General features: G+C 59.1%; 15 protein-coding genes and 1 pseudogene. 3 read left to right on the top strand and 13 right to left on the bottom strand.

Features of this window, described 5'->3' with window-relative positions:
• The first annotated feature begins 3 nt into the window (after nucleotides 1–3).
• From HU731_RS15475 to HU731_RS15465, 3 genes are all read left to right on the top strand, one after another.
• Nucleotides 4–1,152, top strand: a complete 1,149-nt coding sequence (locus HU731_RS15475) for an NAD(P)/FAD-dependent oxidoreductase (protein ID WP_186607088.1) — start codon at nucleotides 4–6, stop codon at nucleotides 1,150–1,152.
• 190 nt (nucleotides 1,153–1,342) lie between these two features.
• Nucleotides 1,343–1,618 (top strand): HU family DNA-binding protein, encoded by a 276-nt coding sequence (locus HU731_RS15470; RefSeq protein ID WP_003213368.1) that lies wholly within the window; start codon nucleotides 1,343–1,345, stop codon nucleotides 1,616–1,618.
• 275 nt (nucleotides 1,619–1,893) lie between these two features.
• On the top strand, nucleotides 1,894–2,970 hold the full coding sequence (locus HU731_RS15465) for a type III secretion effector protein (RefSeq protein WP_186607087.1): 1,077 nt from the start codon (nucleotides 1,894–1,896) through the stop codon (nucleotides 2,968–2,970).
• 97 nt (nucleotides 2,971–3,067) lie between these two features.
• Here HU731_RS15465 and HU731_RS15460 read toward each other — a convergent pair.
• From HU731_RS15460 to tssC, 13 genes and pseudogenes are all read right to left on the bottom strand, one after another.
• Nucleotides 3,068–3,961 (bottom strand): annotated as a pseudogene (locus tag HU731_RS15460) (RHS repeat-associated core domain-containing protein); the annotation flags it as partial.
• A gap of 9 nt (nucleotides 3,962–3,970) precedes the next feature.
• Nucleotides 3,971–4,402: an SMI1/KNR4 family protein gene (locus HU731_RS15455; RefSeq protein ID WP_186607086.1), complete on the bottom strand. Its 432-nt coding sequence runs from the start codon at nucleotides 4,400–4,402 to the stop codon at nucleotides 3,971–3,973.
• Between the two features lie 84 nt (nucleotides 4,403–4,486).
• Nucleotides 4,487–4,795, bottom strand: coding sequence for a hypothetical protein (locus tag HU731_RS15450; RefSeq protein WP_186607085.1), 309 nt, complete (start codon nucleotides 4,793–4,795; stop codon nucleotides 4,487–4,489).
• On the bottom strand, nucleotides 4,792–5,343 hold the full coding sequence (locus tag HU731_RS15445) for a DUF8309 domain-containing protein (RefSeq protein ID WP_186607084.1): 552 nt from the start codon (nucleotides 5,341–5,343) through the stop codon (nucleotides 4,792–4,794). The genes HU731_RS15450 and HU731_RS15445 overlap by 4 nt, the downstream gene beginning before the upstream one ends.
• Entirely contained in the window at nucleotides 5,337–9,713 is a 4,377-nt protein-coding gene (locus tag HU731_RS15440) for an RHS repeat-associated core domain-containing protein (RefSeq protein WP_186607083.1), read from the bottom strand. Before HU731_RS15440 ends, HU731_RS15445 begins: the two co-directional genes overlap by 7 nt.
• Nucleotides 9,714–9,725: 12 nt before the next feature.
• Nucleotides 9,726–10,160, bottom strand: a complete 435-nt coding sequence (locus HU731_RS15435; RefSeq protein WP_186607082.1) for a DcrB-related protein — start codon at nucleotides 10,158–10,160, stop codon at nucleotides 9,726–9,728.
• A gap of 15 nt (nucleotides 10,161–10,175) precedes the next feature.
• Entirely contained in the window at nucleotides 10,176–12,119 is a 1,944-nt protein-coding gene (locus HU731_RS15430) for a type VI secretion system Vgr family protein (RefSeq protein WP_032894502.1), read from the bottom strand.
• A 142-nt stretch (nucleotides 12,120–12,261) separates the two neighbouring features.
• Entirely contained in the window at nucleotides 12,262–14,922 is a 2,661-nt protein-coding gene (gene tssH / locus HU731_RS15425) for a type VI secretion system ATPase TssH (RefSeq protein WP_186607081.1), read from the bottom strand.
• On the bottom strand, nucleotides 14,915–15,958 hold the full coding sequence (gene tssG, locus HU731_RS15420; RefSeq protein ID WP_186607080.1) for a type VI secretion system baseplate subunit TssG: 1,044 nt from the start codon (nucleotides 15,956–15,958) through the stop codon (nucleotides 14,915–14,917). Before tssG ends, tssH begins: the two co-directional genes overlap by 8 nt.
• Nucleotides 15,922–17,781 carry a type VI secretion system baseplate subunit TssF gene (tssF, locus tag HU731_RS15415; RefSeq protein ID WP_003195564.1) on the bottom strand — a complete coding sequence of 620 codons (1,860 nt, stop codon included), beginning with the start codon at nucleotides 17,779–17,781 and terminating at the stop codon, nucleotides 15,922–15,924. Before tssF ends, tssG begins: the two co-directional genes overlap by 37 nt.
• On the bottom strand, nucleotides 17,778–18,293 hold the full coding sequence (gene tssE / locus HU731_RS15410) for a type VI secretion system baseplate subunit TssE (protein ID WP_003195563.1): 516 nt from the start codon (nucleotides 18,291–18,293) through the stop codon (nucleotides 17,778–17,780). Before tssE ends, tssF begins: the two co-directional genes overlap by 4 nt.
• A gap of 72 nt (nucleotides 18,294–18,365) precedes the next feature.
• A complete protein-coding gene (locus tag HU731_RS15405; RefSeq protein ID WP_003195562.1) occupies nucleotides 18,366–18,854 on the bottom strand; it encodes an Hcp family type VI secretion system effector in 489 nt (162 codons plus the stop codon).
• 173 nt (nucleotides 18,855–19,027) lie between these two features.
• Nucleotides 19,028–20,524, bottom strand: coding sequence for a type VI secretion system contractile sheath large subunit (tssC, locus tag HU731_RS15400; protein WP_003195559.1), 1,497 nt, complete (start codon nucleotides 20,522–20,524; stop codon nucleotides 19,028–19,030).
• Between the last annotated feature and the right edge of the window lie 2 nt (nucleotides 20,525–20,526).

The following is a 20,526-nucleotide window of genomic DNA, read 5'->3' as shown; positions in this document are numbered from 1 at the left end:
GGAATGAACGCACCTGTCGTGATCATCGGCACAGGATTGGCCGGTTACAACGTCGCCCGGGAGTTTCGCAAGCTCGACAGCGAGACCCCGTTGCTGCTGATCACTGCCGATGACGGACGTTCCTACTCCAAGCCCATGCTCTCCACCGGCTTTGGCAAGAACAAGGAAGCCGATGGCCTGAGCATGGCCGAGCCTGGCGCGATGGCCGAGCAACTCAAGGCCCAAGTGCGCACCCATACGCGCATCAGCGGCATCGACCCAGGCCACAAGCGCCTGTGGATCGGCGAGGAAGCGGTGACCTATCGTGACCTGGTCCTGGCCTGGGGCGCAGAAACCGTGCGCGTACCGGTCGAAGGCGATGGGGCTGAGCTGATTTTCCCGATCAACGACCTGGAAGACTACGCGCGCTTTCGCGCTGCCGCTGCCGGCAAACGGCGCGTGCTGCTGCTCGGCGCCGGCCTGATCGGCTGTGAGTTTGCCAATGATCTGATCCTGGGCGGCTATGAAATCGACCTGGTCGCGCCCTGTGAGCAAGTCATGCCGACCCTGCTACACCCGGCGGCAGCCGCAGCGGTGCAAGCCGGGCTGGAAGGCATCGGTGCGCGTTTCCACCTGGGCCCAGTGCTCAATCGCCTGCAACGCACGGCTGATGGCCTTGAAGCGCACCTGTCGGACGGCGAAGTGATCCACTGTGACCTGGTGGTGTCCGCCATTGGCCTGCGCCCTCGCGTAGACCTGGCCGCCGCCGCCGGCCTGCAAATCAACCGCGGGATCATGGTGGACCGCCACCTCAAGACCTCCCACGCCAATATCTATGCCCTGGGCGACTGCGCCGAGGTCGACGGCCTGAACCTGTTGTACGTGATGCCGCTGATGAGCTGCGCCCGCGCTCTGGCACAAACCTTGGCCGGCAACGCCACGGCGGTGAGCTATGGGCCTATGCCGATCACGGTGAAAACCCCGGTGTGCCCGCTGGTGGTGTCTCCTGCGCCACGGGGCATGGAAGGCGTGTGGAGCGTCGAAGGGCAGGGCGCCGACATCAAGGCCCTGTGCCGCGATGCCAGCGGCCGCCTGCTGGGTTATGCATTGACCGGCAGCGCTGTCATGGAAAAACTGGCGCTGAACAAAGAACTCCCGCCGCTGCTGGCGTAAATACCACCCGTTCTGTCGTAAACAGCACGTTCATGCCCCGAGAAAGGCCGCCGCGAGACTGGCGCGGCGCCCGAGGGCATGCCATCCTCACTCCCGTCTGCCGCAGAGTAGAGCCTGCGGCGCCTTGGCGCTGCTCCACCAGAGAGCAGCACGGACATAACAACAAAAAACCGTCAAAGAGGCTTCACATATGCGTAAACCAGAACTCGCAGCCGCCATCGCTGAAAAAGCCGATCTCACCAAAGAACAGGCCAACCGCGTCCTCAACGCCGTCCTCGAAGAAATCACCGGCGCCCTGCACCGCAAAGACAGCGTCACCCTGGTCGGCTTCGGCACTTTCCTGCAACGCCACCGCGGCGCCCGCACCGGCAAAAACCCGCAAACCGGTGAGCCCGTGAAAATCAAGGCGAGCAACACCGTCGCTTTCAAGCCAGGCAAGTCGCTCAAAGACAGCGTCAACCCGTAAGTTAAGCGGTACCGTCTCGAAGGGAGGCGGGGCGGGCAAGAAAATGGGCACGTCGACTGGGTCGGGTGTCCATTTTTTGTTGTGCGAGAGAAGCATTTTTGCCACCACAACAGATGTCGCCTCTTGCATAGATATAAGTGAGTACAGTAGCCATTGATCGAATCGATGTTATAGAGTTTTTATATTGACTCAGTGTGGAACTACGTCCAAACGAAAGGACACATATAGCGCGAGACTGCAGGGAGCGCTCTCTAAACTCATTTAGAGGTGTATATATGAAAGTTCTTGATCTGCCTGTTGTTCCACCTATTCAATTACCCCACGAGAAAAAAGTAGAAGCGAAGGCTCCGTCGGCGTCGGGTGCTGCCGGAGCAGCCACCGCTAACGTTGAGGGTGTTTCGAGTGGCGCGGACGAGCAGGTATTTAAATACATAGCTGCGACCCCGGAGGAGATCGCTGCTAAAAAAAGACAAATGGGTGCTGCGATTGCTAATAATTTGAGACCCGATCAATCAGACCCTCATGCCCCCGATACTCTTAAATTCAAACCTGGCGCTCCAGGCAAACCTCGCACTCCAGGCAAACCTAGAACTGGCGGAACGAATGGTAGATCTTCCCCTGCCGTGTCCACACCTAAGCCAACTGTGAAGCCTAAGCCAACGGTAACACCTAAGCCAACCACACCTACTCCAACAAAACCAACGGCTGTGCCGAACACTCCGAGTGGTGTAGTGAGCACCGCGCAAAGCATTGTGAGTCAGCCACAGAACTTACCGCCGGCGCCTCCATCAGTAGCGGCCACTGTGCGTAATGCTTTTATAACGGCCGGTGCAAACAACATAACCAGCAGCCCCTTCACTGTCGGCCAGCAATTCACGTCTAACTACTTCCAAAATAAATTTACAGCGCAAAGTCAGATGCCAGGAGCGCCAGTACAGATTGCAGATGGCACGATTGGAACCGTAGACCCTGCCGCGACGAAAGAGCAACAAATGGAGGCTCGCCTTACCGGTGCTGAAATAAAAAATGAGGCAACGGCCAACCTGTTTATTTTTCTCAACTTAGGAGCAGAAGCAAATGCGGTGCAGCCGAGCGATCAAGCGCCTACGGACACAGAAGGGCGCCTGAAGAACCTTGAGGCGTCGATGAATGCAATCGAAAAGCAAATGCCGGAGCTCGCTAAGCGTTTTAAACTCCTTTACGAACCGTATGAAGCTGCCGAATCATCAGGGGCGCCGACTGATGAATCTCGTATGGACAATATTGAAAAACGTCAGGAACACATAAATGAAATGATCGATTTATTGAAGGATGTTCAGAATCGGAAATCGCAGAAAAAACCAGGCGTGTAGCGAGATAGAGCGTTTATTTAAATAAGTAGGCAGGTAATGGGACGAACGTTATTGGCTTAAATAACGTCGTCTCTTTTTATGGGCAAGAGTACCCGTGAAATACCGTTTTCCCATCAGCTTCGGTCAGTTGCTCAGGCAATCCATTCAGGTCGTTGTGGTAGTAGCGCACGCTTTGATGCTCGCCCGTGCCGTCCACGCGAGCCAGCGGTACATAGCCGTCCTCTTCATAGAGATAGAGGCTGGTCTGGCTATGCCGATGCTCCTGCAGCAGGCGCAACCCCTCCCAATCAAAGCGGGTTTCACCCAACGGGTAGCCATTGCTGTCATGTTCGGTTTTAGCGATGCGCCGGCCGAGGGGGTCATAGGTCATTTTCACGACCGTTTCGCGTCCATCCTTCTGGCTACGGACTTCGATTAGGCGATGCTCTGCATCGTAGGCAAAGAGCTGTACGCCGCGTAGGGCACTGCGCTTTTCGATCATTCGGCCAAAGCCGTCGTAACGATAGCGTTTGTCCTGATAGGTCAACAGCTTGTTATGCACCACCAGCCCCGCACTGGCTGACGGACCGTCCAGCAGGTTGGCGGCAGCATCGTAGGCAAACGCTTCTCGCTGACCCCGAGCGTTGTCCTGGCTGGCGATAATGCGCCCGGTCGCGTCGTAGTGGAGCAGTTGGCGCTGATCTCGACGGTTATCGCGGTCACGCTCCAGGCGGCCGATCAGGTTATCGGTCGGGTCATAGTCGAAGTGTTTTTGCTGGGCGGCCGGCAGTTGCGTGGGCTGGCCATTGGGACGGCGTATCCGTGAGCGCAGGCGGCCGCTGCGGTCATATTCGCTGCGCGTGGTGATCTGGCCCTGGGTACGCAGGACTTCACGGTGCAGGCGGTCGCGTTCGAAGTCGCAGATGACGCGCCCGTCGAGGTTGATCTGGTGCAGGTGGCCGCTGCCGTAGTACAGGCGGTTGAGCCAACGGCCGTCGGGTAATATAGTCTGGTCTCTCTATCAAGTGTGGCGTGGTATCCAGAATAAACTTTTACCTCCGGATTTAATGATCTTCTCAATCAGCTCAGTAAACGATTTTGCGATCAGTGTGCTCTCATCGGCAGTCGGGTAACTGTCCCAGAACGAGTCGTAGCAGTAGCCAAATTGCGGACCGGGTTTCAGGTCAATTGAAATTATTTGGTCCTCACATTTAACGAGCGCGTACCAGTTAGCTGAGTCTGGATCCTCCAAGTCTTCGTTCATAACGACAAAGTCGGAGCGTTCAAGTTCTGGCGCCTGAATCATGAAGCTGTACTGTGCCTTTGGATAGAAAACAGCGCTGCTGTAATGGTTATAAAAATCGGTCAAGTCATCGGGGACGGGATTACTCGGCAACCCAGTAGAAGGTGCTGTCGTGCAGTCAGCGTTTTCTATTAGATTAAGAATGTTCATCTTCCGCATCCATTGTAGATAAAGAGAATAACTTTAATTAAAATGAAATGCATCCATCCCTTTTTGCCTCAGCCATTTGATCCGTTACCAATCGCCTCGCCACTCATCAGCATACTCTGATGTTGGGTCAAGGCCGACAATTTTTCCTAAGGTATAAATGTGTTCAAGTATAGATTCGCGTTCGATAGTTTCTATTTCATTCTCGAAATAATTAATGTTAAGTATGCACTTTTTGAAGTGTTCCAAGATGGTTGATTGATTTGTTTTTTCAGGAAGTTGTTGCAATTCACTGATAAGTGCTTCGAGCAGCCTCGTTATCTTGGCGATAAGTTTTTTTTCACCCTCTAGATTAAGGTGATGCTTTTGAAAGTCCTGTAACTCTTTGTTTTTCATTTGGTTGTACTCAATTTTTTGGCGTGTGGCGCTGAGATGCCTTTGAATAAGAATTCTTTGGATTTGTCCCAATTCACTCCGTTTTCAAAATAGTTTATTAAACGATTTTGTAGCTTTTCTGGATCGCCGATCATGCCTGATAATTCATGTTTATAAATGGTGTCGAGGTCGTCGGTTAATGTTAAGTTGCTTTTCAATGTAATTGCATCAAGAGTTTCAAAAGAATCAGTCAGTTCTATAAGATCCGCGCCGTAATTGCCGCCAATAATAGCTCTCAGCATTTTTTTTTCGGGAGGGCGCATGTCTATGCGGACTTTATCCGATGACGGCTCACTTATGGCGAGGCCCTTCAAAGCCTTCGTGGACGTGAAGATAAAAAATAGCGGGTCGACTTTTTGGAGGTTTACACCTGTCCAGGTATCCTGAGTATTTGTCAAGTCGAAAAACTGCAGGTAGTAGTTTTCACGCATCTGGACAAGCGTGTAGAGGTCATCTTTTAGTTTTAAACTTAGAATCTTGCCTTCTTGCCATGTGATCTTCTTCAGCATCTTCCGGGACCTTTGAATTTCTTAGTTGATTTTTGAGGTTTGACGCCTCTATGTTTATCTGCGGCCGCGAGATAAATATCCCGTCTTTTGTTATTCGGGCCGACAGGTCTTTGTTTGTTCGCGACAGGGCCCTCTTTCAATTTGTCTTCATATATTCTTTGTTCCAGGCCCCTTGCAATGTCTTTTCCTTTTTGCCCATCTCCTTTGAATACTGCCTCTGGTGCAACGTCAAAAATTTGCTTATTAGGATAGCGGTAGTCCAACACAGCTTGCGCGGAATGCCCCAACCCAGGCTTGCTGGCGTAACCCACATAAGGTTTACCGTCTTTCACGCCGACGTAAGTGATGTGTGTCGCTTTCGCAGGGTCACCTGCCCATCCCCACGGGTCAATCCAACCAATGGGATTCGGCGCGTACTGGTAAAGATTGAATCCACCCTTCAACCCAATCGGATCCGGCGTCGTAAACCGCCCCACATCCGGATCATAAAACCGAAACGTGTTGTAGTGCAGCCCAATCTCCCGATCCAGATATTGCCCCTGGAACCGCAAATTCTGCTCTTCGATAAAGTACGCTTCACGCACTTCTTCGTCTGCATTCCCCCACACCTGATAGCGCGCGTGCCACACCGTTTTCCCATCAGCTTCGGTCAGTTGCTCAGGCAATCCATTCAGGTCGTTGTGGTAGTAGCGCACGCTTTGATGCTCGCCCGTGCCGTCCACGCGAGCCAGCGGTACATAGCCGTCTTCTTCATAGAGATAGAGGCTGGTCTGGCTATGCCGATGCTCCTGCAGCAGGCGCAACCCCTCCCAATCAAAGCGGGTTTCACCCAACGGGTAGCCATTGCTGTCATGTTCGGTTTTAGCGATGCGCCGGCCGAGGGGGTCATAGGTCATTTTCACGACCGTTTCGCGTCCATCCTTCTGGCTACGGACTTCGATTAGGCGATGCTCTGCATCGTAGGCAAAGAGCTGTACGCCGCGTAGGGCACTGCGCTTTTCGATCATTCGGCCAAAGCCGTCGTAACGATAGCGTTTGTCCTGATAGGTCAACAGCTTGTTATGCACCACCAGCCCCGCACTGGCTGACGGACCGTCTAGCAGGTTGGCGGCGGCATCGTAGGCAAACGTTTCTCGCTGGCCCTGAGCGTTGTCCTGGCTGGCGATAATGCGCCCGGTCGCGTCGTAGTGGAGCAGTTGGCGCTGATCTCGACGGTTATCGCGGTCACGCTCCAGGCGGCCGATCAGGTTATCGGCCGGGTCATAGTCGAAGTGTTTTTGCTGGGCGGCCGGCAGTTGCGTGGGCTGGCCATTGGGACGGCGTATCCGTGAGCGCAGGCGGCCGCTGCGGTCATATTCGCTGCGCGTGGTGATCTGGCCCTGGGTACGCAGGACTTCACGGTGCAGGCGGTCGCGTTCGAAGTCGCAGATGACGCGGCCGTCGAGGTTGATCTGGTGCAGGTGGCCGCTGCCGTAGTACAGGCGGTTGAGCCAACGGCCGTCGGGCAACTGCGTCTGGATCAGGTTGCCGAGCTCATCGTAGTGGTAGTTCAGGCTGCCGGCGGCGCTTTGTTCGATGAGCAGTTGGCCGCGCGCGTCGTAGGCGAAGGCCAGTGCCTGGGTGGTTTCGTCATTGCCGATGAAGGTGACAGCGGTAAGTTGGTCCAACGGGTCGTAGGTGTATTCGGTGCGACCGTCATCGGTTTGTTTCAACAGCAAGCGGCCCACTGCATCGCGTTCGAGTCGATGCACAATTGAAGGCTCAGGTGTCTGCCCTGTGGGCACGTACTCAACGGCGGCTACGTTATCCAGAAGGTCATAGGCATAACGTCGGGCGCTGCCGTCGAGGTCTTGCTGCTCTACCAGACGGTCGCACGGGTCCCAGGTAAAGCGGTAACTCTCACCATTTTCATTGGTCAGGGTTTGGAGGTGTCCGTAGGCGTCGTAGCGGAACTCAATCTGCCGGCCATGGGCATCTATTCGTTGGCGCACTTGCCCGCGGTGTCCGTATTGGTAGCGGGTGGTGTGACCTGCGGCATCGGTATAGCCGATCAACAGACCGCTGGTATCGCGCAGGTACTGCTCGATGCGGCCGTCCGGCATTTCGCTCTGTAGCAACCGGCCTTGGCTGTCGTGTTGATAGCGCTGGCGCTCACCCAAGGCGTCGATGACTACCTGCAAATGACCCTGGCGGTCGTACTCGAACGCTGTGGGGTACCCCGAACAGTCGATGTGCTGGATTAACTGTCCGGTTTCATTCCAGCGCAGGGTTTTGCTTTTTCCCGTGGCATCGATGATCTCCACCACCTGTCCAAACGTATCGTAGCGATACCGTGTGACATGCCCCAGCGGGTCGATTTCACTGATGCAATTGCCTCGCTGGTCGTACTGATATTGCCACGCGTGGCCTGCCGCATCGGTCTCCACCAGCGGCAGCGACCAGTGCTCCAGCCACAATGTCGACTCGATACGCCCCAACGGATCCTGAGTGCTGCACAGGTTGCCGGACTCGTCGTAGCCGAACTGCCATTTGCCGCCTTGCGGATCGGTGGCGCTGAGCAGCTGACGTTCGTCATTCCATTCAAACTGCCAGGTTTTTCCCAGGTTGTCGGTGTACTCGGTTATCTGGTACTGCGGGTTCCAGCGGCGTGTGCTGACCCGTTGCAAGCCATCAATAATGCGCGTCACGCCGCCCGGCAGGTCATAGTCGAACCGGTACTCATCGCCTTCATCGGTCCAGTGCCGCACCACGCGCCATTCGCTGCCGTCCACACAGCCCCATTGGTAGTAACAACGCAGCCCGGTGGGCAGCTGATGCTCGACCATGCGCTGGCCGCTGTCGTAGGTGAAGCGGCGTTGCACATTTGCGTCGGGATCGCGAACTTCGGCCAGGTCGCCGCGAGCATCGTAGCCGTAACTGACAAGGGTTTCTTGGCTGTGATCGGGGTATAGCCGTTTGACTTGCTCCACTCGCGCAGGCCATTGCTGGCTGTAAACAAGTTCGATACGCACATGGTCGAACGTATCTCGTAAGTGGCTCAGCCGACCCTGAATGTCATAGTCAAGGAAGATTCGGTTGTCGTTGCGATCCCCCAATTGGCTAAGGCGCAGGTGTGAGGCGTTACCTGGCGTTGGTTCGAATAGCCGATAGAGCCCGTCAACGCTTTCGATCAGTAGCTGGCCATTGGTATTGCGCCGTACGCTCAAGCCTTCTCCTGCGCTGAATACTGCACCGCCCAGTGGAATGACGCCCATGTCGATCTGTCGCGCTTGCTCATCGGTATAGACCAGCCGTTCCCCACCTTCGGGGTGTACGCCAATCTCGACGCAAACCTCGTAGATCACGCTCCAGCTGGCACCGAACAGACCATCGCGACGCTCGTCCCGGCTGCTGTAGTAGCGCTGCCACTCGATAGGGAGCAGGCCGGGCAGGGCGAAGTCCAGATCGTCTTCCCCATCAAGAATTTTCGCGCCCGTGGAACTGTGTACCGGGTTAGGCGAGCCTGCTACGGCGGAGGTAATGGCATTGGTCACTTGGCTGGTGCCCCACGACACCAGTCCACCAACGACCATGCACGGCAGCTTGCTGAAAAACTTGGAGCCCCCACCGCGCAGCATCAACAGCGCGGTCACCGCCAGCCCGACACCGGGTGTCTTGCCGCTGCGGATCTCGCGTACCACCACGGGGCTGCCGCCAATACGCACGTTGCTGGAGATCATCCCCGACTCGACAATCGATGCGTCGCAGGTACTTCGGTCACCGCTGCGGGCGGCCGGCTGACCATTAATCGTGACCTTGCTGGAGCCTTCGGCGATAAACTGCGGTGGCATGGGTGGATGCTTGGTGCAGATGACGATGTCCAGCGGTTTGGGGACTGCGCCTGGTGCAGGAACCGCCACGGTGGGGCGCCACATCTGCGAGAAAAATCCCTTGGCCATGTCCAGGTAGCTGGCTTCCTCGGGATTGCCACCTTCGGCAGGTTGCGGGCTGACCGGGCCGATTGCGCCTGCGGCACGCGCAGCGGGTATGCCGTTGGTGAAGGTGTTATGTGAGCCGGTGGCAATGGTCGCCATCACCACCGGCGGGAATAACGCATTGCCTATCCAGTCACAGACCTTTGTCAGCCCCTTGTCTGCCCCCGTCTTGCTCATGCCGATGCCGACGATGATGCCCACCACCGCGCCCAGTACAAAGCAGCCTAGCCCGCCGGTTACAACCGTAATACCGGTGGCGGCCACAATCGCAGCCGTGGCGACGGCCGTAATAGCGATGTTGGCCGCAATTTCCAGCACGCCGCCCAGGATGTCGGCCATCGCCGAGGTGTGCAGCAGGCCGTCGCCGAGGCGTGCCGCCCAGAGAGCGTCAGACATGGATTAAGGGCTTCAAGGTTTGGGATTCAGCTGCAGAGTGCTTTTGATGGTTGCCCAATGGGCGCTTTCAGCATCGCCCAGGGGTTGGGCTTTGACATAACTCAGGGCAAGCATCTGCCGAGTGCCGGGTATCACAAGCGCTAACTGGTATTGATGGATACGCTCGGTGCCCTTGCTGAACTGGTTATGCACTTCGATGGCGTCTATATCCTGCGCCGCGCCTACACGAAGAGCCTTGGCCGGTTGGTAGCGCAAGTCCTGTACCTGTTTTTGCAGCTTGCCCAGTTGCTCTTCGAAGTTGCTTTGCAGCGTCTCGCCATCTCCCAGCAGGCTGCGGCTGACGATCAACGAGGTACCCAGCGCGGCGAACTTCAGGATATTGATGGAAGCATCCTGAACCTCATCGCTGGGCAGGGTGAATTGAAATTCATTGAGTCGATAGGTCATTGAAACGGAGTCTCGTTATTGGCCGGAAGACGGCTTGGGAAACATGGCGTTGACGGCGGCGTCAATGTCGCCCTTGACCCCCTGGCCCATGGGAGTGGTGCCGCCTTTGCCGCCAATGTTCAAATGCAGATTGCCTCCAGTGTTGATCTCGGAGCTGCCTTCGGAATACACATTGATCTGAACGCCGGTGAGATTGATCTGCCCGCTGGCGTTGAGCTCCAGCACGCTTTTGCCACAGACCAGGCGCAGGTTTTCGCCCACTTCAATCAGGTAACTTTTACTGATAGCGTCTGTTTTGCTGAACCCCACCATGAGCATGTCGTCATGCTTGACTGCGCGTACCCGGTCGTTGCCGACGGTCACGACTTCGTCATGCCCAATGCTTTTATTGCGGTCATGCCCCACCGAATGGCTCTCATCCACCTCCACCACGATGTCCTGATTACGCTCGGCATGGATATACAACTGCTCCAGCCCCTTCTTGTCCTCCATGCGGATTTCATTGAAGTTGGCTGGCGTGCCGCCTTTGCTGGAGCGGCTTTTCATACCGCTCTGGGTGGCGTTCTCCGGCAAATCGTAGGGCACCGTCTGTTCGGCGTTGTAGACGCGCCCGGTGATAATCGGCCGGTCGGGGTCGCCTTCGAGGAAGCTGACGATCACTTCCTGGCCGATGCGTGGAATTTGCATCGAGCCCCAGTTCTTGCCGGCCCAGGATTGCGACACACGAATCCAGCACGAGCTGTTTTCGTTGGATTGGTCGTGGCGGTCCCAATAGAAGTGCACCTTCACGCGGCCATACTGGTCGGTCCAGATTTCCTCGCCTTTGGGGCCCACCACCAGCGCGGTCTGCGGGCCTTTGACGATGGGGCGGTGGGTGTTGGCCAGTGGGCGGAAACTCTGTTGGGCGTCGATGCAGGTCAGGCTGCTTTCGAACTGCGCCGAGCCTGAACCGCCGCCGCTTTCCAGGCTTTCCTGCACGATGAAGTAGCGGCAACCGACGATCAGGTATTCGCGGTTCTGGTCCTGGCGGCTGAAGCCGGTGAGGCTGAACAGATGGCCCGACCCCAGGCCGCGCGCATTGCCGCTGAACTCGATCTGCTCATGCAGGGTTTGCAGGGCTTCGATGCGGGTGCGCGCATAGTGTTCGCCGTCGGCGCTTTGCACGTAGGTACCGGGGTAGTCGTACAGCGGATAGTCGCCGGCGGTGTGCGGGCGCGGCATGGCCGAGCGTACGTCGATGCTTGCGCTGGGGCGCTGGAAGTCGTAGTCGTTCAGCTCCAGCGAGCCTGGCTGCACCTCCTGCGCCAAATGCCAGTTGTGCATATGGTCGCGTTCGCGCTGTTGCTCGTCCTTGGGGTAGTAGGGGATCGACGCATAGCCGGGCACGCTGGTGTGGGCGCCATAGGCGTCGGCCAGCACCAGCACATGGCGGTCCTGTTCATGGCGGAAGAAGTAGTAGATGCCTTCCTGTTCCATCAGACGGCTGACGAAATCGAAGCTGGTCTCGCGGTACTGCACGCAGTACTCCCACTCGCGATATGGCCGGCTGAGGGCGTCTTCGAAGTCGGAAAAACCCAGGTCACGGAACACCTGCTTGATGATCTGCGGGATGCTCAGGTTCTGGAAGATACGGCAATCGGAGGTACGGCTGAGCAACCACAGCCAAGGGCGCAGGGTGGCCTGATAACTGGCGAACTGGCCCTGGTCGATGTTCTGGCTGCAACGGGCGACGATGCCATGAAAGTACCGCTCGCCACCGTCGGCCAGTTGCAGGCCCACGCTCATCGGTTTGCCCAGCAGCTGGTTGAGGTCGATGTTGGCGTCCAGGGACGTCAGTTGCAGCTCATAGTTGAACAGCCGGCCCAGCTCTTCACCGCCGCCCATTTCGTTGAGCAGCAGCACATCCGGCCCGAGGGGGCTGGTGATCTTGGCCAGGCGTGAGGCTTGGTTGAATAGCATCATTTCATCCGTCAATTTCAACTGTAGGAGCGAGCTTGCTCGCGAAGGTCGTCAACGATGACGCGGGCATTCTGAATGAACGCGGCGATCTCGAGTTCTTCGCGAGCGAGCTCGCTCCTACAGGTGTCAGGCATTGTGGCGCTTATGCCGCGTCGCTGAAGTCGTAGTGCAATTCATTATCCCGACTGCTGATCCGCACTCCCGCCAACGCCTTGCCTTCCAACATGCGCGTGAGGAACTCGCGGCTCATGTCCGGCAGCAGGCTGTTGGTGAGGATGGTGTCGATCATGCGCCCGCCGCTTTCAGTCTCGGTGCAGCGCGAGACGATCAGGTCGACCACGGCGTCGTCATACTCGAACGCGACTTTATGGGTGTTCTCCACACGCTTCTTGATGCGGTTCAATTGCAGGCGCGTGATCGCCTTGAGCATCTCATCGCTGAGCGGGTAGTACGGAATAGTCACCAGTCGACCGAGCAACGCCGGTGGGAAAATCTCCAGCAGCGGCTGGCGCAGGGCCTTGGCGATTTCCTCGGGCTCGGGGGTGTTCGCCGGGTCCTTGCAGACGTGGGAAATCAGTTCGGTACCGGCATTGGTGGTCAGCAGGATCAGGGTGTTCTTGAAGTCGATCACCCGGCCTTCGCCGTCTTCCATCACGCCCTTGTCGAACACCTGGAAGAAGATCTCATGCACGTCCGGGTGGGCTTTCTCCACCTCATCGAGCAACACCACGCTGTAGGGTTTGCGTCGCACCGCTTCAGTCAGTACACCGCCTTCGCCGTAGCCGATATAGCCCGGTGGCGCGCCCTTGAGGGTGGACACGGTGTGGGCTTCCTGGAATTCGCTCATGTTGATGGTAATGACGTTCTGCTCGCCGCCGTACATGGCTTCGGCCAGGGCCAGGGCGGTTTCGGTCTTGCCCACACCCGAGGTACCGGCCAGCATGAACACGCCAATCGGCTTGCTCGGGTTGTCGAGGCCGGCGCGGGAGGTCTGGATGCGCTTGGCGATCATCTGCAGGGCATGGTCCTGGCCGATGATGCGTTTCTTCAAGTGTTGGTCGAGGTTGAGCACAGTCTCCAGCTCATTGCGCGCCATACGGCCCACCGGGATGCCGGTCCAGTCGGCGACCACCGAGGCCACGGCCTGGTAATCCACGGTCGGCAGAATCAATGGGGTCTCGCCTTGCAAAGCGGTGAGGCGCTGTTGCAGGTCGACCAATTGCGCACGCAACGCATCGTTGCCGCTGTCCACCACCCCGGCTTTTTCGCGCAAGGTGGCACGGGTGGCGAGCAGTTCATCTACCAAGGCTTTTTCTTCGGCCCAACGGCTTTCCAGGGTCGCCAGGCGCTCGCGTTCGGCGTTCAACAAGGCTTCGCTGTTGCTCTGGCGCGTACCGGTGGCAATGCCGATCGCATGCTCACGGGCGATGATTTGCAGCTCGGTTTCCAGGGCCTCGATACGCCGACGGCTGTCGTCCACCTCCGCTGGCACCGCGTGCAGGCTGATAGCGACGCGGGCGCAGGCGGTGTCCAGCAGGCTCACGGATTTGTCCGGCAACTGGCGCGCCGGAATGTAGCGGTGGGAGAGCTTCACCGAGGCTTCCAGGGCTTCATCGAGGATCTGCACCTGGTGGTGTTTTTCCATGGTGGACGCCACGCCGCGCATCATCAGCAGCGCCTTGTCTTCAGACGGTTCGGCAACCTGCACCACCTGGAAGCGGCGAGTCAGGGCCGGGTCTTTCTCGATGTGCTTTTTGTACTCGGCCCAGGTGGTGGCAGCCACGGTACGCAAGGTGCCACGAGCCAGGGCAGGCTTGAGCAGGTTGGCCGCGTCACCAGTGCCGGCAGCGCCACCGGCACCCACCAGCGTGTGGGCTTCGTCGATAAACAGGATGATCGGCTTGGGCGAGGCCTGCACGTCTTCGATGACCTGGCGCAGGCGCTGTTCGAACTCGCCTTTCATGCTGGCGCCGGCTTGCAACAGGCCCACGTCGAGGCTGCGCAGCTCCACGTCCTTGAGCGCAGGCGGTACGTCACCGGCAACAATGCGCAGGGCGAAGCCTTCAACCACGGCAGTCTTGCCCACCCCAGCCTCACCGGTGAGGATCGGGTTGTTCTGGCGCCGACGCATGAGGATATCCACCAGTTGGCGAATCTCTTCGTCACGGCCCACGATAGGGTCGAGCTTGCCGCTACGGGCCTGTTCGGTCAGGTCCACCGTGAAACGCTTGAGCGCTTCCTGCTTGCCCATCGCGCTGGGCGCCATGGCCCCGCTGGCTTCGCCAGGAACACCGGCATTGAAGCCATCGCTGGCGCTCAAGGCGTTTTCCGGTGAGTCACCGACGTATTCATCAAAGCGCTCGCTCAAAGCTTCGGCCTTGATCTTGTCGAACTCGCCGGACAAACCCAGCAGCGCATGGCGCAGGCTCGGCGTCTTCAAGATGCCCAGCACCAGATAACCGGTGCGCACCTGGCTTTCGCCAAACATCAGGCTGCCATACACCCAGCCGCGTTCTACGGCCTCTTCCACATGGGAGGACAGGTCGGTGATCGACGTAGAGCCGCGCGGCAGGCGGTCCAGGGCTTCGGTGAGGTCGCGGGCCAGGCGTGCCGGTTCCAGGTTGAACTGGCGGATGATGCGGTGCAGGTCCGAGTCCTGCAATTGCAGCAACTGGTGAAACCAGTGGGCCAGCTCCACATACGGATTGCCCCGCAACTTGCAGAACACGGTGGCGGCTTCGATGGCTTTGTAGGCCACGCTGTTGAGTTTGCCGAACAGTGCGGCGCGACTGATTTCACCCATGCTCTGGATTCCTTGAGGTGGTGGCGTGGTCGGCGTAATGCCGGGCCAGGATTAGGTCGTTGGCGTCATGCTCAGGTTGGCCGAGCCAGGTGTTGAAGCCCAGGCGGAACTGGCCGTTGAGTTGCAGCGCCGGAACTTCGGGTTGTTGCAAAACCAGGTTCAAGTCCCAGTCCAGTTCATGGCCCAGGTACTCGGCCACCCACGCCACCAGCTCGTTGAACGGCTGTTGGCCAGGCAGCATGCCCATGTAGTCATCCAGCGTGAGCGGGCCCAGGCGGATGCGGAATTTGTGCTGGCGGTCCCACACGTGGCTGCCCAGGCAGAAATCCACGCCCAACTGGTGGGCGCTGACCCCCACGCGGCTGCGTTCGGGCAGTTCCAGCCATTGGCCGACGTATTCTTCGATCTCTACCGGCAGGCCGAAGTACTCGCCGAGTATCGCTTTCAAGCCATCCGGGTAGCGGGTTTGCGCCGACAGATGGCCGCTGTAATGCAGCTTTGCGGTGTCGGGGATCAGCCCTTGATTGAGCAGGCTCGGCATCCCGCGGCCACTCAGGGCGGCGAGGCGGGCGGACCAGTAGTCATCGTCCGGGCGGTCGTGGCTGACGGTAGGCCGCGCCTCGGCCCAGGCCCGATAGAACAGAGTCAGCAGGCGATGGTGGAACACATCCAGAAACTGCTTGCTGGTGCTGTCGGCGTTGTTGCGTTGGCGCTCGCGCACGTACTCGGTGATGTGCAGCGGCAGCGGGCCGTTGGGGCCGCCGAGGCCGAAGAAAAACTGCTCCAGCCGCGCCGGCTTGCCATCGCCTCCCGGGTCGACCGAGGCAAGGGTGGCGGGGGCGAAGGTGCAATCGGCCTGCTGACCCAGGCGCAGTGGGTCATCAGCCAGGCGCAGGGAATGGCCCAGGCGTGGCAGCTCAGGCGTTTCGCACTCGATGCGCCGCAATGCCTGGAAGAAGTCATATTCCCAGGGCTCCTGATGCATCGCGTCCAGGGTTCTCACAGGGTCGGACGCCGTCCGGGCTTGGCTTTCCATCGCATGATCTCGCCGCGTTCGGTGGTACGGATCACCGTCTCGGTAAAACTGTTGATCGACACGTAGCGTGCCAGGAAGCGCTCCAGCACCGCACCGAGCAGGAACACGCCGGTGCCGCGAAACGCGTTTTCATCGAACTCCAGGGTGATTTCCAGGCCGCGCCCAAACACAATCGGGCCAGGCATCGGCAGGCGTCGAGTCACCGCCTTACTGCTGACTTCGCGCAGGCCCTCGATCTGCAATTGCAGGGCGGCGTCATTGCTGTCGCCGTACAGGCGCAGCAGTTCGCGCAAGGCGCCGGCGCCCTGGCCCTGTTCGCTCAAGGACAGGTAGTTGAGCGACAACTGGCTGATCAGGCGCCAGGCCTTGGCGTCATGCGCATGGCTGGCACGCGGACGGCTTGGCCCCGCCACGCACCGCACGGCCAGTACCGGCGCACTGTCGGCCAGCGTGAAGTCGGTCTTGCCGTTGCCCACGCTCATGAACAGCGGCAGGTCGCGGTTGGTGCACAGCGCGGTTACGCCCAACTGGCGCAGGTCATGGCGATAGGGCGCCTGGCGGCTGTCCACCAAGCTGACGAAGGTTTCGCTGCCCACATAAGTGGAGCGCGGGCCATTGCGGCGCTGATCGCTGGACAGCACCCGCGGCTCCCGGCGTACGCTGTAATACGCCTGGTCGCGGCCATAACGCGACGGATCGCGCACCGCATAGAACGGCAAGAACGGCTGCTCCGGTCCGGTGCCATGGCCGGTGATGCCGCTCAAGGAATGAATCTCGAAATCCATCGGCCGCGTACGGTCGGCGATCACATGGTGTTCATTGACCCGGTCGGACAAGTGGATACGGTCCACGCGCTTGGGGAACAGGTTGATGGCGGGCGTGCAGAACGGCAAGAACTGCGCCGCGCCGACACTGCCTTCCAGGCTCGGTTCGTGGCGGTCAAACAGCACGATCAGTTCCAGCTCCTGGCCGTCACAGCGCTTGACCGCGCGGCTCAACTCGGCGAATTCAACGAACAGGAAGCGATGGGGCAGGGCGAAGTACTCCTGCAACAGGCGATAGCCCTGGAATGCCCGCGCCACCACCGGCATGGCCGCATCGGCATCATCGAACCCCCGCGAGCGCAACGCGCCCTGGGGCAGGCGCTCGACCCAATCGCCACCGGGCTGGCGCGCAAACACCGCACAGGCGTTGCCCAGCAGTTGTTCGTAGAGGCGAAACGGTTGTTCATCGGCGCCGCTCAGGTACAGCGGCAAGGTGTCCAGGTCGAGACTGTTGAACGGCAGCTCGGCACCGGTGCGCAGGGTCAGGCGCAGACCGGCCTTGGCTTTCGGTTCGCTGGCGGCCAGGCGTCCGAGCACGGCGGCGGGGTTGCCGAAATATTCGGCGTTGCTGACCTGCAACGGCCACAGCGTCACCGGGTGCGCGGTGCGGTACTCGCAGCAGGTCTGGGTTTCACGGCCCAGGGCGGCACGCAGCACCGTGTCACGGGGCAACGGGAAACCGCCGGCCAGGGAGCCTTCATCGGGGTCGGTCTGCAACTGCACCACGGTCATCGACGGCGTCGGCGCCAGGTAGTGCGGGTAGGCAATTTCCAACAGGTTATGGGTGAAGGTCGGGTACTCGGCGTCGAGCTTGAGCTGCACACGGGCGGTGAGATAGGCGAAGCCTTCCAGCAAACGTTCGACGTACGGGTCGGCGCAGTCCATACCGGACAAGGTCAGCCGACTGGCGATCTTGGGATATTCCTTGGCGAACTCGGCGGCGCTTTCGCGCACGTGGTGCAGTTCCTGGTTGTACAGCTCCAGCAGGCGCGGGTTCATGGGCGTCTCCGCTGGTCGGCATTGAGCACGCGCACATGGCCGGACTCCAGGTCCACGTCGGTCTGCAACAGCAAACGCAACGGTACCGGCTGTGCCCACAGGTCGCCTTCAATCTCGAAACTCAGGGCGTTGTGATTCATCTCGCCATGGCCCATGCGCGCCTTGACCCGCAGCGTGTGGCGCAAAATACGCGGCTCGAAGGTGGCGATGGCCTGGTAAATCAAGGCTTCCAGGGCTTTGATATCGACGCTCGAAGCGCTGTTGCCCGCCAGTGCCGGCAGGCCGTAATTGACCACCGACGTGCCGGCCGGGGTGTGCAGCGTGGCATCGGTATCGAGTAACGAGGTGGTGTTAAGCAACCACGCCAGGTCACGCAGCACCGAGGCCTTCAATTGGGTCAGGGACAGCACGCGTTTGTCGGCGCTTTCCTTGGGGTTGGTCGGGTCGTCGTCGGTCAACCGGTCCAGCAGGGACGGTTGCAGACGGTCGCGGGAAGCGATTTCAGTTACCACCAAAGCAGCTCCACGGACGGGTTGCGAGAGGGACACAATGGCCGTGGCACCGGGCCACGGCCACACGGGCTATCAGCGTTTGGTGTTGGAACGGATGTTCCAGCCAAACTTGATGGCGCCGCCGTCTTTGGTGCCGTCGGCTTTCTGCGGCTGGTAGTCGACCATCACTTGGGCGAAGTTCAGGGTGACGTTTTCGGTCAGGCGATCATCGCTGCCCGAACCGCCGGTGCTCAAGGAGGTGACCAGCACTTCTTCCAGGTTGATCACCATGTACTCGACCTGGCTCTCGCCACCGGCCTTGCGCACGGTCAGCTTGACCTTGTCGATGTGCTTGCCGCTGGCGCAGTGCATCATCAGGTTGGGCGAAGCCTTGTCGACGTATTTGGTCAGCGACAGGTCCTGGATATTCACCTTGCCCGCGCCACCGCCACCGCCGACGTGCATGTTGCCGGACTGGGACATGCCCCAGCTCCAGTTCAACACATCGATTTCGTCCTTGTGGGCCTTGTCCATGGACTCGCCCTTGATGTCGCCGATCTTGATGAAAATATCAACAGCCATGTTTTCTCCCTGTGTGGCTCAGGCCACGAATGTGTTGACGTCCCCGACCTCTGTAGGAGCGAGCTTGCTCGCGAAGGTCGTTAACGATGACGCTGGCATCCTGAATGAGCGCGGCGTCTTTAAGTTTTTCGCGAGCAAGCTCGCTCCTACAGGAAGCGAGCCGGTCCGGTTAGTTAGGCGCTTTTTGCCGAAGGCAGCTTCGATACCAAACGCAACGACACCGTCAGCCCTTCAAGCTGATAGTGCGGGCGCAGGTAGAACTTGGAGTTGTAATACCCCGGGTTGCCTTCGACTTCTTCCACGATCACTTCGGCGGCGGCCAACGGGTGCTGGGCCTTGGTGGTTTCGGTGGAATGCGCCGGGTCGCCGTCGACGTAGTTGAGGATCCAGTCCTGCAACCAGCGCTGCATTTCGTCCTTCTCTTTGAAGGAGCCGACCTTGTCGCGCACGATGCACTTCAAGTAATGAGCGAAACGGCAGGTGGCGAACAGGTACGGCAAGCGCGCGGCCAGGTTGGCGTTGGCGGTGGCGTCCGGGTCGTCGTATTCGGCAGGTTTTTGCAGCGACTGGGCGCCAATGAACGCGGCGAAGTCGGTGTTTTTCTTGTGCAGCAGCGGCATGAAACCGTTCTTCGCCAGTTCCGCTTCACGGCGGTCGCTGATGGCGATTTCGGTGGGGCACTTCATGTCCACGCCACCGTCATCGGTCGGGAACGTGTGGGCCGGCAGGTTTTCCACTTCACCGCCAGACTCGATGCCGCGGATGCGCGAGCACCAACCGTAGTGCTTGAACGAACGGTTGATGTTCACCGCCATGGCGTAGGCGGCGTTGGCCCAGGTGTACTTGGAGCTGTCGGCGCCGTCGGTGTTTTCTTCGAAGGCGAAGGCTTCCACCGGGTCGGTCTTGGCGCCATACGGCAGGCGGGCCAGGAAGCGCGGCATGGTCAGGCCGATGTAGCGCGAGTCTTCCGATTCACGCAGCGAGCGCCAGCCGGCGTATTCCGGGGTGGTGAAGATCTTGGTCAGGTCGCGTGGGTTCGACAGTTCCTGCCACGAGCCCATGCCCATCACGGTCGGCGAGGCCGCAGCGATGAACGGCGAGTGCATGGCGGCGCAGACTTTCGACAGTTCGCCCAGCAGTTCCACGTCGGGCGGCGACTGGTCGAAGTAGTAGTCACCCACCAGGCAGCCGTAAGGTTCGCCACCGAACTGGCCGTATTCTTCTTCGTACATCTTCTTGAAAATCGGGCTCTGGTCCCACGCGGTGCCCTTGAATTTCTTCAGGGTCTTGTGCAGGTCTGGCTTGGAGATGTTGAGCACGCGGATCTTCAGTTGCTCATCGCTCTCGGTGTTGTTGACCAGGTAGTGCAGGCCACGCCAGGCGCTTTCCAGTTGTTGGAAGTCCTGGTGGTGGATGATCTGGTTGACCTGGGCGGTGAGCTTGGCATCGATGGCGGCGATGATCGATTCGATCGACTTGATCGCGTCGTTGGACACCAGGTCGGTTTGCGCCAGGGCCTGTTCGGCCAGGGTGCGCACCGCGGTTTCAACGGCTTCGCGGGCACGCTCGGTCTTGGGTTTGAACTCTTGCAGCAGCAGGTTCGCAAACTCGCTGGCTTCTTCGGTGGTCCCCAGGATCTGGCTGCCTTCGCGGGCGGTATTGTCCGTCATGA

Source organism: Pseudomonas salmasensis (assembly GCF_014268375.2).
Classification (GTDB): domain Bacteria; phylum Pseudomonadota; class Gammaproteobacteria; order Pseudomonadales; family Pseudomonadaceae; genus Aquipseudomonas; species Aquipseudomonas salmasensis.
The sequence above is the reverse complement of the archived record's forward strand: the minus strand, read 5'-3'. Positions and strand labels throughout refer to the sequence as shown.

Excerpts from the sequence above, each read along its gene's own strand:
- HU731_RS15475 (WP_186607088.1), top strand. The coding sequence starts at position 4 with ATGAACGCACCTGTCGTGATCATCGGCACAGGATTGGCCGGTTACAAC.
- HU731_RS15470 (WP_003213368.1), top strand. The coding sequence starts at position 1,343 with ATGCGTAAACCAGAACTCGCAGCCGCCATCGCTGAAAAAGCCGATCTC.
- HU731_RS15465 (WP_186607087.1), top strand. The coding sequence starts at position 1,894 with ATGAAAGTTCTTGATCTGCCTGTTGTTCCACCTATTCAATTACCCCAC.
- HU731_RS15455 (WP_186607086.1), bottom strand. The coding sequence starts at position 4,402 with ATGAACATTCTTAATCTAATAGAAAACGCTGACTGCACGACAGCACCT.
- HU731_RS15450 (WP_186607085.1), bottom strand. The coding sequence starts at position 4,795 with ATGAAAAACAAAGAGTTACAGGACTTTCAAAAGCATCACCTTAATCTA.
- HU731_RS15445 (WP_186607084.1), bottom strand. The coding sequence starts at position 5,343 with ATGCTGAAGAAGATCACATGGCAAGAAGGCAAGATTCTAAGTTTAAAA.
- HU731_RS15440 (WP_186607083.1), bottom strand. The coding sequence starts at position 9,713 with ATGTCTGACGCTCTCTGGGCGGCACGCCTCGGCGACGGCCTGCTGCAC.
- HU731_RS15435 (WP_186607082.1), bottom strand. The coding sequence starts at position 10,160 with ATGACCTATCGACTCAATGAATTTCAATTCACCCTGCCCAGCGATGAG.
- HU731_RS15430 (WP_032894502.1), bottom strand. The coding sequence starts at position 12,119 with ATGCTATTCAACCAAGCCTCACGCCTGGCCAAGATCACCAGCCCCCTC.
- tssH (WP_186607081.1), bottom strand. The coding sequence starts at position 14,922 with ATGGGTGAAATCAGTCGCGCCGCACTGTTCGGCAAACTCAACAGCGTG.
- tssG (WP_186607080.1), bottom strand. The coding sequence starts at position 15,958 with ATGGAAAGCCAAGCCCGGACGGCGTCCGACCCTGTGAGAACCCTGGAC.
- tssF (WP_003195564.1), bottom strand. The coding sequence starts at position 17,781 with ATGAACCCGCGCCTGCTGGAGCTGTACAACCAGGAACTGCACCACGTG.
- HU731_RS15405 (WP_003195562.1), bottom strand. The coding sequence starts at position 18,854 with ATGGCTGTTGATATTTTCATCAAGATCGGCGACATCAAGGGCGAGTCC.
- tssC (WP_003195559.1), bottom strand. The coding sequence starts at position 20,524 with ATGACGGACAATACCGCCCGCGAAGGCAGCCAGATCCTGGGGACCACC.